The 13,981-nt window shown below is 48.6% G+C and carries 14 protein-coding genes and 1 pseudogene; 9 read left to right on the top strand and 6 right to left on the bottom strand.

Features of this window, described 5'->3' with window-relative positions; genetic code table 11:
• The gene (locus tag K1X45_RS05635) at positions 1-585 is read right to left on the bottom strand and encodes a DUF1134 domain-containing protein (protein ID WP_022709456.1); all 585 of its coding nucleotides are present in this window, start codon (positions 583-585) and stop codon (positions 1-3) included.
• A 140-nt stretch (positions 586-725) separates the two neighbouring features.
• Here K1X45_RS05635 and K1X45_RS05630 point away from each other — a divergent pair, with 140 nt between their 5' ends.
• A complete protein-coding gene (locus K1X45_RS05630; protein WP_213598570.1) occupies positions 726-866 on the top strand; it encodes a hypothetical protein in 141 nt (46 codons plus the stop codon).
• A 236-nt stretch (positions 867-1,102) separates the two neighbouring features.
• Positions 1,103-1,729: pseudogene (gene chpT, locus K1X45_RS05625) on the top strand (histidine phosphotransferase ChpT); the annotation flags it as partial.
• Between the two features lie 224 nt (positions 1,730-1,953).
• Here the strand turns inward: chpT and ctrA are convergent.
• Positions 1,954-2,655 (bottom strand): response regulator transcription factor CtrA, encoded by a 702-nt coding sequence (gene ctrA, locus K1X45_RS05620; RefSeq protein WP_022709454.1) that lies wholly within the window; start codon positions 2,653-2,655, stop codon positions 1,954-1,956.
• A gap of 446 nt (positions 2,656-3,101) precedes the next feature.
• On the opposite strand from ctrA, the gene K1X45_RS05615 reads away from it, so the two are divergent.
• Positions 3,102-3,488 (top strand): hypothetical protein, encoded by a 387-nt coding sequence (locus K1X45_RS05615; RefSeq protein WP_022709453.1) that lies wholly within the window; start codon positions 3,102-3,104, stop codon positions 3,486-3,488.
• A 410-nt stretch (positions 3,489-3,898) separates the two neighbouring features.
• Here K1X45_RS05615 and K1X45_RS05610 read toward each other — a convergent pair whose 3' ends face one another.
• Positions 3,899-4,174, bottom strand: coding sequence for a DUF1153 domain-containing protein (locus K1X45_RS05610; protein WP_075655983.1), 276 nt, complete (start codon positions 4,172-4,174; stop codon positions 3,899-3,901).
• 309 nt (positions 4,175-4,483) lie between these two features.
• Between K1X45_RS05610 and mnmA the strand changes: the two genes are divergently transcribed.
• A complete protein-coding gene (gene mnmA, locus K1X45_RS05605) occupies positions 4,484-5,695 on the top strand; it encodes a tRNA 2-thiouridine(34) synthase MnmA (RefSeq protein ID WP_175576091.1) in 1,212 nt (403 codons plus the stop codon).
• A gap of 510 nt (positions 5,696-6,205) precedes the next feature.
• On the opposite strand, the gene K1X45_RS05600 is transcribed toward mnmA, so the two are convergent.
• The 3 genes from K1X45_RS05600 to K1X45_RS05590 form a co-directional block, all read right to left on the bottom strand.
• A complete protein-coding gene (locus tag K1X45_RS05600) occupies positions 6,206-7,033 on the bottom strand; it encodes an RNA methyltransferase (protein WP_220160051.1) in 828 nt (275 codons plus the stop codon).
• A gap of 9 nt (positions 7,034-7,042) precedes the next feature.
• Complete coding sequence (locus K1X45_RS05595) at positions 7,043-7,378, bottom strand: helix-turn-helix transcriptional regulator (RefSeq protein WP_022710093.1); 336 nt, start codon at positions 7,376-7,378, stop codon at positions 7,043-7,045.
• 469 nt (positions 7,379-7,847) lie between these two features.
• The gene (locus K1X45_RS05590; RefSeq protein WP_022710094.1) at positions 7,848-8,345 is read right to left on the bottom strand and encodes a HugZ family protein; all 498 of its coding nucleotides are present in this window, start codon (positions 8,343-8,345) and stop codon (positions 7,848-7,850) included.
• 342 nt (positions 8,346-8,687) lie between these two features.
• Between K1X45_RS05590 and K1X45_RS05585 the strand changes: the two genes are divergently transcribed.
• The 5 genes from K1X45_RS05585 to K1X45_RS05565 all read left to right on the top strand — a co-directional run bounded on the left by K1X45_RS05585 (position 8,688) and on the right by K1X45_RS05565 (position 13,979).
• On the top strand, positions 8,688-10,295 hold the full coding sequence (locus tag K1X45_RS05585) for an ABC transporter substrate-binding protein (RefSeq protein ID WP_220160050.1): 1,608 nt from the start codon (positions 8,688-8,690) through the stop codon (positions 10,293-10,295).
• A gap of 63 nt (positions 10,296-10,358) precedes the next feature.
• Complete coding sequence (locus K1X45_RS05580) at positions 10,359-11,366, top strand: ABC transporter permease subunit (RefSeq protein ID WP_022710096.1); 1,008 nt, start codon at positions 10,359-10,361, stop codon at positions 11,364-11,366.
• Positions 11,367-11,374: 8 nt separating this feature from the next.
• Complete coding sequence (locus tag K1X45_RS05575; protein ID WP_028233427.1) at positions 11,375-12,283, top strand: ABC transporter permease subunit; 909 nt, start codon at positions 11,375-11,377, stop codon at positions 12,281-12,283.
• Between the two features lie 2 nt (positions 12,284-12,285).
• Positions 12,286-13,140, top strand: a complete 855-nt coding sequence (locus K1X45_RS05570; protein ID WP_022710098.1) for an ABC transporter ATP-binding protein — start codon at positions 12,286-12,288, stop codon at positions 13,138-13,140.
• Positions 13,137-13,979, top strand: a complete 843-nt coding sequence (locus K1X45_RS05565; RefSeq protein WP_022710099.1) for a dipeptide ABC transporter ATP-binding protein — start codon at positions 13,137-13,139, stop codon at positions 13,977-13,979. Before K1X45_RS05570 ends, K1X45_RS05565 begins: the two co-directional genes overlap by 4 nt.
• Positions 13,980-13,981 lie beyond the last annotated feature (2 nt).

Raw genomic sequence — 13,981 nt, 5'->3', positions numbered from 1 at the left:
TCAGAACGGATTCCATGTCGCGCTTGGTGTCAGCTTGAGATAGCCGATATTGACGCCGAGACGGCCGCCTACACCGGTACGGATTGGTACCAGCAGAATATTGCCGCGTTTCAGCACATTAAAACCTGCACCGGCAATAATATAGGCAGAGCCGGAAACGCCCGCATAGCGGCCATAGAGCATGTTTACATCATCAAGATTGTAAACGAGCATCATAACGCGCGAACCCTGGCCGCCGAAATCCCAGCCAAGGGAAGGCCCCTGCCAGTAGGTTTTGTGGTCGCCGGCATTTTTGGTATAGAGCGTGCCTTCACCGTAAGTGAGGCCGCCTACAAAGGCGCCGGAGCCTTCTTCACCCAGAATATAGCCGTTTGGCAGGCCGTAACTCTGGAACGCTTTTTCAATGGCGGAGGCAATGCCGCCTGAGGTTGAGCCAAAGAAACGGTGGCCGGAGGCAACAATTTCCTCCATGCTGAAGCCTTCATTGGCTTTGGCCTGCTGCGGTATGACGCTGATCAGAGCCAGTAATCCTATTATGACCGATGCAATATGCACGCGGAAAGAGGACAGGTTTAGGGTAGCCATAAAAAAATCCTTCTGGCTGCTTGGCTCATTCTGTCTGACGGGACAATGAGCACCCTGAACAGGCGCTGTTGTCCGTATTTCCAAACATATGCAAATGACTGCTGCACATGTTTAAATCCCTGTCCGGAGCAGCAATTCTGATGATTGCTTTATCCGGTATGTATCTTGCCGGAACTGCAGGATACGGTGGTTTGGCGAAACGGCTGTTTGATTTTTATAGCCTTCCGCACGGATATGACCCTTATTGTAGCGTCAAAAACCTTGTTGAATTGTTTATATGAAAAATTGTCCTTTCAATGGCTTAATGAAAAAGCATTAAAGCTGTTTTTGTCCTGTTATTTGGTAATCATTAAGCCTATTGGCGCATAATCGCGGCACAAGGATGCCATGGCGTCCTGTTATCAGTTTATGTTCCGGTGATTCGTTTTGCGATGTGCCAGATTTTGCCCGCAAGGCTGAGCCGGAACTTTGATCGAAGCCTGCCGGCAGGCAGATATGAAATTTGGAGATGCAATCAATGTCCTTGCCTGTTGTTCTTTCCGCGGTTGATCTCGGCGCATTGCTGTGCAGCCGCATTTGCCATGACATTATTTCACCGGTCGGTGCGATTAATAATGGTCTGGAATTGCTGGAAGAGGGCGGTGCGGATGAAGATGCAATGGCGCTGATTGCTGCCAGCGCACGCAATGCGTCTGCCCGTCTGCAATTTGCCCGTATCGCTTTCGGTGCTGCCGGTTCTGCCGGTGTGCAGATTGATACCGGTGATGCACAGAATGTTGCCACCGCTTATATGGCGAATGAAAAGCCTGAATTTACCTGGACCGGCAACCGCGCTTTCCTGCCTAAAAATCAGGTGAAGCTGCTGTTGAACCTGATCCTGATCGGTATTTCTTCCATTCCGCGTGGCGGAAATCTGGATGTGGTGCTGGAAGATGCGGAAACTGATCCGAAAATCAGCATTAAAACACGCGGCCGTATGCTGCGCGTTCCGCCGAAATTTAAGGAATTGCACGACGGTATCATTCCGGAAGAGGCAATTGATGCGCATTCTGTGCAGCCTTACTACACGCTGTTGCTGGCACAGGAAGCCGGTATGGAAATCATTATTGATGTGAGCGAAGAGGAGATCGTCTTCCGTGCGCAGAAAGCAGAAGTTGAACCCGCTTTTCAGGGTGATGTGCCTGAAGCCGATGACGGCACACTCGCCGCAGACGCTGGTACACTGGCTGACGATTAATCAGCTCTGACTACCAGTTAAATTTGAAAGCCGCGCAGTTTTGAATTGCGCGGCTTTTTAATATTGCTGACGCAGGGCAATAAAAAACCCCGCTGAAGCGGGGCTTTTTGAAACCGGAATTGCATAAGAACTTATGCGATTTCGCGGTGATCCATGCTGTCCTGATCGCGCAGCACATAGCCACGACCCCAGACAGTTTCAATATAGTTCTGGCTGCCGGAAACAGCATCGAGCTTTTTGCGCAATTTGCAGATGAAAACGTCGATGATTTTCAGTTCCGGTTCGTCCATGCCGCCATAGAGGTGGTTGAGGAACATTTCCTTGGTGAGGGTTGTGCCCTTACGCAGGGAGAGCAGCTCCAGCATCTGATATTCTTTGCCGGTGAGGTGAACGCGCTGGCCGCCGACTTCAACAGTCTTGGCATCCAGATTAACGATCAGATCGCCGGTGGTGATAACAGACTGTGCATGGCCTTTCGAGCGACGAACGATTGCATGAATACGGGCAATCAGCTCATCTTTATGGAAAGGTTTGGTCATATAGTCGTCAGCGCCGAAACCGAGGCCGCGAACCTTATCTTCAATGCCAGCCATACCGGACAGGATGAGGATAGGTGTCTTTACCTTGGACAGGCGCAATGTGCGCAGCACTTCATAACCTGACATATCCGGCAAGTTAAGATCGAGCAGAATGATATCATAGTCATAGAGCTTACCCAGATCGATGCCTTCTTCGCCCAGATCTGTCGTATAAACATTGAAGCTCTCTGACTTGAGCATCAACTCGATGCTTTGTGCGATTGCACTATCGTCTTCAATCAAAAGAACGCGCATCTTCAGAATCCTTTTTTCCGCCGCTTAACCTGATCCAGCAGTTAATTGCCTAACAGCACTCGCTTTGAACCAAGTCTGCCACCGAATGGTTAACAAAATATGATTCTCATTGGCAATAGTAAATATGAGTCTTATAGAATTTTCAGTTAACTAATTGAATTTACAGGATAATCACTCGAAAAATTTCTTAACAAATTAGTTTAAGAAATCGTTATAAGTGACTCATTGGATTCAAAGTTTTAATGTTGCTGAAAAAACACAGTTAATTTACCTAGCCTTAAGTCCTAACGGCTATGATTAACGCTGTACGTAAAGGAATGGTTACCAAAAGCCCGAAATCTTAATTTTTTGTTTCGAAATTAAGTGATTTCTTTGCGTAGAGGGTGGTCGCAGGCAGCAAGTGTTGAAAAATTGCCTGGGAACTTGGTGTTCAAGGAGTAATGCGTATGAAGCCACGTGAGAGTCTTGTCCGGCTGAAACTGTTTCAGGTTAAAGAAAAGCGCCGGCAAATTGGTCAGCTGGACCTGATGATGGGCGAGTTTGAGCGGATGGCCGGTGAGCTTGATGCGCAAATCCAGTCAGAAGAGCGTAAAGCAGGGATTACGGATACCACGCATTTTGCTTATCCGACCTTTGCCAAAGCTGCCCGTCAGCGCCGCGACAATCTTTTTGATTCGATCCGCGATCTGATGTCTCAGAAAGAAGCCGCCGAAGCCGAACTTCTGGAAGCCGAAGCCGATCTCTCCCGCGCCGAAGCTCTCGAAACCCGTGACGGCAAGCTCAAAGAGATTGAAGAGGCTCCGGTCTACGACCGTCGCGTCATGATCGGCTGATATTTCGGTCTGGATTTCGGCTCTGATGGCCTGCAAATGGCAATTTTCTCCGCTTCCGATGCTCACGTACTATAAGTACGCTGCGCTTCGGTGCTCGAAAATCACCATTTTCCTCTCATCATAACCAAAATCTACCAGTCCTGCTTCGTCGAGCCGCTCTGGTATAACCAAAGCGCGACTACAGTTTTACAAATGCATAATTCCTTAAACCGCACGGTCTAAGGAATTATGCATTATTTTGTTTTTGGATTTGGGAATTGTTGGTGAGGTAAGAGGGGCAGGGTTTTGTTTAAGCCCCTGAAAACAAAGAAAGCCGGAGAGCAGAACTCTCCGGCTTGATCTGTAGAATGCGCCGCGTACGGCATATCCTTATTTTGTTTTCATCAGCCCTTAAAAGAGGGGAGATGAAATTAGTGTCTGTATTGTTGAATGCGTGTTGTCCGCAAACCGGCGAGACCATGCTCGTCGATGGACAACTGCCAAGACAGAAACTCTTCGACTGTCAGCGTATAACGCTGACAGGCTTCCTCAAGACTGAGGAGGCCGCCGCGTACAGCGGCAACAACTTCAGCCTTGCGGCGGATAACCCAGCGCCGTGTATTCGACGGCGGAAGATCTGCAACGGTGAGCGGACTTCCGTCCGGACCGATGACGTACTTTACTCGTGGTCTTACCAGATCGGTCATTGTACTCTCTACACAACACTCAAGGACCTAATCACGCTTCACGATAGCGTCACAGCTTTAAAAAAGAGCTAAGCACTCGGTAAGGCTCTGGTAATAAATAATAATTTTCATTAAAGATTATGTAGAAAGAGCTTGAAAACGCCATATTTAAGCCGTTTTGAGGCTTTTTTACTCGTTTTCAGCTCAAAATATTTTATTAAAAAATCTCCTTTTCCCTGCGGCATCTTGGCAAGGCGGGTTACAATGGCCTATATAAGGGGAGAATTTGAAGCAAGATATCGGGCTTTGACCCCGGATATGGACCTAATCATGAAACTGAACAGCCTCGATTTGCCGGGAAAGCCGGAAGATACGCGCATTGTTGTTGCAATGTCAGGGGGCGTTGATTCTTCGGTTGTTGCCGGTATTCTCAAGCGTGAAGGCTATGATGTTGTTGGTGTAACCCTTCAGCTCTATGATCATGGCGCTGCCGTGCACCGTGCCGGTTCCTGCTGCGCAGGACAGGACATTGAAGATGCGCGCCGCGTTTCCGAAAGCCTTGGTATTCCGCATTATGTACTGGATTATGAAGCGCGCTTCCGTGAAGCGGTTATCAATCCTTTTGCCAACAGCTATGTGAGCGGTGAAACGCCGATCCCGTGCGTTGCCTGTAATCAGACTGTAAAATTTGCTGATCTGCTGGCCACAGCGCGCGATCTGGGCGCGGCAGCGCTTGCGACCGGTCACTATATCCGCAGCGGTGCAAACGGCGCTCACAGAGCTCTGTTCCGCCCAGTTGATGCGGATCGCGACCAGAGCTACTTCCTTTTCGCCACCACGCAGGAGCAGATCGATTATCTGCGCTTCCCGCTTGGTAATCTGCCAAAAGCGCAGGTTCGTGAAATGGCTGAGGAAATGGGGCTGACTGTTGCCAAGAAGCAGGACAGTCAGGACATTTGCTTTGTCCCGCAGGGCAAATATTCCGATATTATTTCGCGCCTGAAGCCGGAAGCGGCGACACGTGGCCATATCGTGCATATTGACGGCCGTGTTCTGGGCGATCATGACGGTATTGTTCATTATACGGTTGGCCAGCGCCGCGGTATTGGTATTGCGACCGGTGAACCGCTTTATGTTGTGCATCTCGATGCTGCCCATGCGCGCGTTATTGTCGGCCCGCGTGAAGCGCTTGAAACACATAAAGTATTCCTGCGTGATATGAACTGGCTCGGTGACGGTCCGCTTGCTGATCTGCCAGCGGAAGGTATGGAAGTCTTTGCCAAGGTGCGTTCAACGCGTCCGCCAAAGCCTGCTGTTTTGCATCATGCGGACGGTCAGACCTGGGTTGAGCTGATTGATGGTGAGAGCGGTATCGCTCCGGGACAGGCCTGTGTGCTCTATTCCGACGACAGCAATACGGCGCGCGTATTCGGCGGTGGTTTTATTGCCCGTTCCGAACGTGCTCCGGAAGCCGAAAAAATGCTGCGTGAACTGACCGGCAATGGCGCAGGAGCGACATCAGGCTCAGTGTCCGCAGCCTGAGCTGCATATGAGTGTTGAAGACTATGATCCGGAGTAAACAGATGAATGATACATTTGTTTGCTCTGGATTATTTATGTGCTAAACTTATCTTCAGAATATATATGCTTGCAAAGCTGTGTTTTGGATATATTCATCGCTCCTGTGATTGCGATAACCTGTCAGATAAGTATTTCATCTTGATCTGATATAGCCGGCATCAAAAAACTCCTGAAATACACGGCACTTGAGTAACAGCCAGAAGCTGAAGCCAATATTTTCAGAATTGATACGCTTCATCAATAAAATTGAGCTTAGATTTTCACCCGGAAAAGAGTGTTGAAATTCATATATTTGATGATTTACTGAACTGATAATTTAGAATTTAATAATTCTATTTCAGGTTGTATGTATCCAGTATTCTGTTCAGTCAATTGATGCTGAGGTTTTGCGGCATTGCCCGCGTTACAGTGAAATGATTTGTTTGTTTCCGGTGGTATGAAACGAGCGGCTTCAGTTTGAAATCAGGTAGTTTAATCAAAATTTGCGCGGCTCAGGCAGGATAATGCGATGCCGGAGGCTGTTGCTACATTCAGGCTATCAAAGCGTCTGGACATAGGTATGCGGGCGCTTTGCAAAGAATTGAGCAAATGCTGCGGTAATCCTTCACCTTCAGTGCCCAGCAATAGCGCGGTTCGCCCTTTTACAGGCAAATCATAGAGCGATTGCGGGCTTTGCGGTGACAGTGCAATGAGGTTGATGCCGGCTTCGGCAACGGTTTTTACAATATCGTCAATATTGCCGTTATGGGCATAGGGCATTTGTAATGTTGCGCCGACTGAAACACGGATTGCTTTACGGTAAAGCGGATCGCAGCATGTTTCATCCAGCATTACGCAACTGACTTCAAAGGCGGCGGCATTGCGGAAAATTGATCCGATATTGTCATGATTGGATATGCCGCAAAGTATCAGGATAAGGGCATTATCCGGCAAATTCTCTATGAGATTCTGGATGTTATGAAGAGTTTTTCTTTGCCCTACAGCGAGAATGCCACGATGGACATTGAAGCCCGCAATCTGATCCATATCGGATGGCGAAACTGCATAAACAGGGACGTGATCCGGAACCAAAGGCAAAATATCCTGAAGGCCGGCCAGTTTGTTTTCGGTGATAAGAAGAGATTCAGCTTCAAACTGCGATGAATTCAGCAGAACGCGTAAGACGACCTTGCCTTCTGCAATGAAGCGGGACTCGCGCCCTGTAAGGTCTTTTTCTTTAATATTGAGATAAGCGCCGAGGCGCTTATCTGCTAAGTCATTAATAAATATGACGGAATTATTTTTAGTCTGATTATGCATCAGTTCAGTTTAAGCAAACGCTTCCCGTCTTTTCTCGCTGCGTGCCAGATACAGACTGCCTAATGTTGAAAGCACCAGCTCAATATGCGGAGATGAAACAACATAGTAGATTGTCTGGGCGTCCCGTCTTGTGGAAACAAGATTGAGTGCGCGCAGTTTTGCAAGGTGCTGTGATAATGCAGACTGGCTGAGGTCGATTGCTTTTGCAAGACTCCCCACAGACATTTCATTATGCAACAGCTTGCAAAGGATCAGCAGCCTTTTATTATTGGCCAGAGCCGACAGAAAGTCGGCAGCCTGATCCGCGTTATCGACAAGATTTGCGTAGATATTATCATGTTTCATGTGCAGTCCTACCCCCGTATGACAGCAATTTTGATAGTGCGCTTATAAGAAAGAAATCAGCGCACTATTACAACTACCAATAGAATTGATATTTGCAAGAATTATTTTAAAACGTACAGAATAATTACTCTTTAAGGGAGTGATAAATCGATTTGAAATTAATTAGTTTATTTCATATTTAGCATTTTCTAAAATATTGAAAATGTCATTTTAAACTAAAATATTAATAATAAATATTGGCGCTTTGGGTAAGAAAATAATCGTTGAATTTCAAAATTTATGAGCAGGCTTTTGAGTAAGTACACATTTTTGTGATCTTGTTAATTTAGAGTATTGATAGAGAAAAAATCTAAGTCAAACACAGGCAGATAAGACGAAGCTCAATCCAGTTGAGCTCCGCCATGTCATTTAAAAATTATCATTTAAGACGCAAATGTCGCATGCGGGACATAGGGAAAATCATCGATATTTATTGCGGCAGTACAATATCTTCGGTTTTTAAGTGGAAAGCTTTTCCGAAACCACCATTGAGGCCGGCACTTTCTACATTGAGACGGAAAATAACAAAATCGCCGAGATCAATATAAAGTTTAACTTTAGGGCGTTTTTCGAGGAACAAATCCCGCAGGCGCTGATATCCTTCCTGACCACGCATGAATTTCTCTGCTGAACAGGCAAGGGTAATACGCGGATGAACCAGCGGATCACCTTTATCGGCCGGTTCGCCAAGCAGTAGCGAACAGACAGGATTGGCATCCAAGGCCGGTGTATGGGTGGCAAGACCGGATGCCAGAAGCAGGGGAGTGTTATCCGTATCGGTGGTGATTGCAACGCGTGTTACACTCGGACGGCCGGTTGCCGGATCAAGCACAGCGAGTGAGCCGTAAGTAGCATTTGTAATCAGCTGAACAGCGAGTACACGTGCTTCTTCTGTTGTCTGCTGGATGACGTCTTTCTTTTCACTCATAATCCTGCCTCATTTTCCGTGTCTTGTCCTGATCTATCAATAGCTTGCGTAACGTCCGGTACTGTTCCGATTCTGACAGGAACCGGCGCAAACAGGCTGATTACTAGCAGCTAATCACAAAAAAATCCTGCGTGCTTTGTGAAATTGAAACGGTTGAAAAGCCGAAATTATCATTAAAAATCAAATATATATTTTTTATGTCTAATTATGGAGCGGAATTATTTTTTCTGCACCGTTGACCAAGACGTAAATTCAACTTGCCTTTTTGCCGCGCAAAATGCTTCTTTACGCCTCAGACTGCGACGTGAGGCGTTGCAGCTTGTTATCGGGTGGAGGCCTATAATGAAATTTCACACTAAACTTCTTGCTGCGACTGCGCTGACCGCTGCCATGATGGCGGGTTTTTCCGGCGCTGCATCTGCAAAGACGCTGGTATATTGCTCGCCGGCATCGCCGGAGGGATTTGATCCGGCACCTTACACAGGTGGTGATACTTTTGATGCGTCTGCGCATCCGGTTTATAACCGTCTGGTTGAATTTGAGAACGGCACAACTGTTGTTGAGCCAGGTCTCGCTGAGAAATGGGAAGTGTCCGAAGATGGTCTGGAATATACATTCCATCTGCGTAAGGGCGTAAAATTCCAGACAACGGATTATTTTACACCGACCCGTGATTTCAATGCTGATGACGTTCTGTTCTCATTTGACCGTCAGCGTAACAAAGACAATCCTTGGCACCAGTATACTGCCGGTATTTCCTACGAATATTTCGACAGTATGGAAATGGGCACACTGATCAAGGATATCGTCAAGGTTGACGATAATACCATTAAATTCGTGCTGACACGTCCTGAAGCACCATTCCTCGCCAATATTGCGATGCCTTTTGTATCCATTATGTCGAAAGAATATGCGGACAAACTGGACGCAGATGGTAAAAGAGAAAACCTTAACCAGTTCCCAGTGGGTACCGGTGCGTTTACTTTTGTAGCCTATCAGAAAGATGCGGTTATCCGCTTCAAAGCGAACCCTGATTACTGGGGTGAAAAGCAGAAAATCGACGATCTGGTTTTCGCAATCACAACCGATGCTGCAGTTCGTGCGCAGAAGCTGAAAGCCGGCGAATGCCATCTGATGTCTTATCCGGCTCCGGCAGATATCAAAGGCCTGCAGGCTGACAGCAATCTGAAGGTTGATGAACAGGCCGGTCTGAATATTGCATATTTTGCATATAATACGCTTGTTGCACCTTTCGATAAGCCGGAAGTACGTAAGGCACTCAATCAGGCTGTGAACAAGCAGGCGATCATTGACGCCGTGTTCCAGGGTTCCGGTCAGGTTGCCAAAAACCCGATCCCGCCGACAATGTGGGGTTACAATAACGCGATTGAAGACGACAAATATGATCCTGAAGCCTCGAAAAAGGCTCTGGAAGCTGCCGGCGTTAAAGATCTGAAGATGAAGCTTTGGGCTATGCCTGTAAGCCGTCCTTATATGCCGAATGCACGTCGTACAGCTGAGCTGATGCAGGCCGATCTGGCCAAAGTTGGTGTAACAGCTGAAATCGTTTCGATGGAATGGGGTGAATATCTCAAGAAGTCGGGCGAAAAGGATCGTGACGGTGCGGTGATCCTCGGCTGGACCGGTGATAATGGTGATCCGGATAACTTCCTCGGCGTTCTGCTCGGCTGTTCCGGTGTTGGCAGCAACAACCGTGCACAATGGTGCTACCAGCCATTTGAAGATCTGATCCAGAAGGCGAAAGTGACTTCCGATCAGGCAGAGCGCGTTAAGCTTTACGAGCAGGCACAGGTAATTTTCAAGGAGCAGGCTCCTTGGAACACACTGGCACATTCCACAGTTTATGTGCCGATGTCTGCCAAAGTTACGGGCTTTAAGATGAGCCCGCTCGGTGATTACCGTTTCGACGGTGTTGATATTTCCGAGTAATTCTTAAAAGGAGAATGACCGGGCGCTGGATGAAATATTTCAGCGCCCGGTCTTGCTATATTCATGATACGATTCATTTTAAGCAAAATTGCCTATCTGATACCGACATTTTTCGGCATCACTATTCTTGCTTTCGGCTTCGTACGCGTTTTGCCGGGTGATCCGGTCCTGCTGATGGCAGGTGAGCGCGGCGTATCACCGGAGCGACATGCGGAGCTGATGAAGCAGTTCGGTTTTGACAAGCCGATGTGGCAGCAATATCTGGATTATATCTGGAATTTGCTACACGGCGATTTCGGCATGTCCATGGTTACCAAAAAACCGGTTATTACCGAGTTTTTCACGCTTTTTCCGGCGACAGTCGAACTGGCGCTGTGTGCTATTGTGCTTGCGGTTCTGATCGGTATTCCTGCCGGTGTTTTCGCGGCGGTTAAGCGCGGTTCGTGGTTTGATCAGACATCGATGGGCGTAGCACTGGTCGGCTATTCCATGCCGATTTTCTGGTGGGGCCTGCTGCTTATCATTCTGTTTTCGGGTATTTTACAGTGGACACCGGTTTCCGGCCGTATTTCACTGATGTATTTTTTCCCGCCGGTTACCGGTTTTATGCTGATTGACAGTCTGCTATCGGGGCAGAAGGGGGCTTTTACCTCTGCGCTTTCGCATCTGATCCTGCCGACAGTCGTATTGGCAACAATTCCGATGGCGGTGATTGCACGTCAGACCCGCTCGGCTATGCTTGAAGTCTTGGGTGAGGATTATGTCCGTACAGCGCGCGCAAAAGGTCTTGGCCAGCGTCGTGTTATCGGGCTGCATGCTCTGCGCAATGCGCTTATTCCGGTTATTACCACAATCGGTTTGCAGGTCGGCGTTTTGCTTGGCGGTGCTATTCTGACTGAAACTATTTTCTCTTGGCCGGGGATCGGCAAATGGATGATCGACAGTATTTTCCGTCGTGACTATCCATCTGTTCAGGGCGGTTTGCTTCTGATCGCCATCCTTGTGATGGTCGTTAATCTGGCTGTTGATTTGCTTTACGGCTTAATCAACCCGCGCATCCGGCATAAGTGAGGCTTCCAATGAGTAATTCTACTGTACCAATGGAAAAGTCAGTTGATGTGTCTTTGCGACGCCAGCTTGCCGATTTCTGGTATTATTTCAGCGTGAACCGCGGTGCGGTTCTCGGCCTGATCGTTTTCGTAGCGCTGGTTCTGGTGGCTGTTTTTGCACCTTTGCTGGCTCCCCATGATGCGACACAGCAATATCGTGACGCATTGCTGACCCCTCCGGTCTGGCAAGAGGGCGGTAAAGCTGCATTTCTGCTCGGTACAGATGCGGTTGGCCGCGATGTTCTGTCCCGTCTGATTTACGGCTCGCAATATTCGCTCTTTATCGGCCTTGTGGTTGTTGTTCTGTCGCTGGTTTCCGGTGTGACCGTTGGTCTGATCGCCGGTTTCTTTGGCGGCGTGGTTGATACAATCATCATGCGCGTGATGGACATCATCCTGTCCTTCCCGTCGCTTATTCTGGCGCTGGTTCTTGTGGCAATTCTCGGACCTGGTCTGATGAATGCGATGATCGCTATCGCGCTTGTTTTGCAGCCGCATTTTGCGCGTCTGACGCGTGCAGCCGTGATGGCGGAAAAGAACCGTGAATATGTGATTGCTGCCCGCTTAGCCGGTGCCAGCCGTCTGCGCCTGATGTTCAAGACTATTCTGCCGAATTGCATGGCACCGCTGATCGTGCAGGGCACTTTGTCCTTCTCCAATGCGATCCTTGATGCTGCTGCTCTGGGCTTTCTTGGTATGGGTGCACAGCCACCGACACCGGAATGGGGTACAATGCTTGCTGAAGCACGTGAATTTATCACCCGTGCATGGTGGGTTGTTACATTCCCGGGTCTTGCTATCCTGATTACGGTTCTCGCGATCAATCTGGTTGGCGATGGTCTGCGCGATGCGCTTGATCCAAAACTGAAGAGGAGCTGATAATGGCTCTTTTAGAAATCAAAAACCTGACAGTTGCCTTTGATACGTCAACAGGTGCTTTCAAAGCCGTAGACGGCATCGATATTTCTGTCGATGCCGGAGAGGTTCTGGCCATCGTTGGTGAATCCGGTTCGGGTAAATCCGTTGGTATGCTGGCGGTGATGGGATTGTTGCCGAAGACTGCAACAGTCACTGCGGACAAGATGCTGTTTGACGGCCGTGATCTGCTCAATATGAGCGATAAAGAACGCCGCGCAATTATCGGTCGTGAAATCTCCATGATTTTTCAGGAACCGATTGCCAGCCTCAACCCGTGCTTTACCGTTGGTTTCCAGCTTGAGGAAGTTCTGCGCTTTCACCTGAATATGGGTAAAGCACAGCGCCGTAGCCGTGCGATTGAGCTTCTGGAACTGGTGGGCATCCGTGATGCATCTGAGCGTCTGGGCAGCTATCCGCATCAGATGTCCGGTGGTCAGTGCCAGCGCGTGATGATTGCCATTGCGATTGCCTGTAATCCGAAATTGCTGATTGCGGATGAACCGACAACTGCGCTTGATGTGACCATTCAGAAGCAGATCCTTGATCTCTTGATGCGTTTGCAGGAAGAGCACGGTATGGGCCTGATTATGATCACGCATGATATGGGGGTTGTGGCAGAAACCGCAGACCGCGTTATCGTGCAGTACAAAGGTCATAAGATGGAAGATGCGGATGTGCTCTCATTGTTTGAGAATCCGCAGAACCCTTATACAAAAGCACTGCTTTCAGCCCTGCCGGAAAATGCAACCGGTGACCGTCTGCCAACGGTTTCGGATTTTGTCTTGCAGAATGCCGCATCGTCAGGAGCTGCCCAATGAGTGAGATCGTTCTTGAAGCCCGTAATATCGTGCGGGATTATCACACTGGCGGCGGTTTGTTTTCCAAGGCGAAAACTGTGCATGCAGTGAAAAATGTCAGCTTCTCGGTCGAGAAGGGTAAGACACTGGCTATCGTCGGTGAAAGCGGTTGCGGCAAGTCAACACTTGCCCGCATCCTGACTTTGATTGACCCGCAGACATCCGGTGAATTGCTGATTGACGGTCATCCGGTGAATATTGCCACCGATGGTCTGACCCGCGAAATGCGCCAGCGTGTGCAGATTGTGTTTCAGAACCCCTATGGCTCGCTCAATCCGCGTCAGAAAATCGGTGATGTGCTGGCGGAACCACTGCTGCTGAATACCAATATGACAGCGGAAGAGCGTCAGGAAAAAGCGATGCAGATGTTGCTCAAGGTCGGTCTTGGCCGTGAGCACTTCAATCGCTATCCACATATGTTCTCCGGCGGTCAGCGTCAGCGTATTGCGATTGCCCGTGCATTGATGCTCAGCCCGCGCCTTCTGGTGCTGGATGAGCCGGTCTCGGCACTCGATCTCTCGGTGCAGGCGCAGGTGCTTAATCTTCTTGCGGATCTGCAGGAAGAGTTTGAACTGACCTATGTTTTCATCAGCCATGATTTGTCTGTGGTACGCTATATCGCCGATGAGGTGATGGTGATGTATTATGGTGAGGTTGTTGAATATGGCACACGTGACGAGGTGTTTAATCATCCGCGTCATGACTATACGAAGAAGCTGTTCGGAGCCACTCCGCGTTCGGATATAGAAAGTATTCGTCAGCGTGTGACTGAACGTGCGAAAAAGCGTTCAGCAGCCTAAAC

Origin of the sequence: Pseudochrobactrum sp. Wa41.01b-1 (assembly GCF_019464455.1) — a bacterium.
In the GTDB taxonomy this organism is placed as follows: domain Bacteria; phylum Pseudomonadota; class Alphaproteobacteria; order Rhizobiales; family Rhizobiaceae; genus Pseudochrobactrum; species Pseudochrobactrum saccharolyticum.
This window is presented reverse-complemented; position numbering and strand designations above follow the sequence as displayed.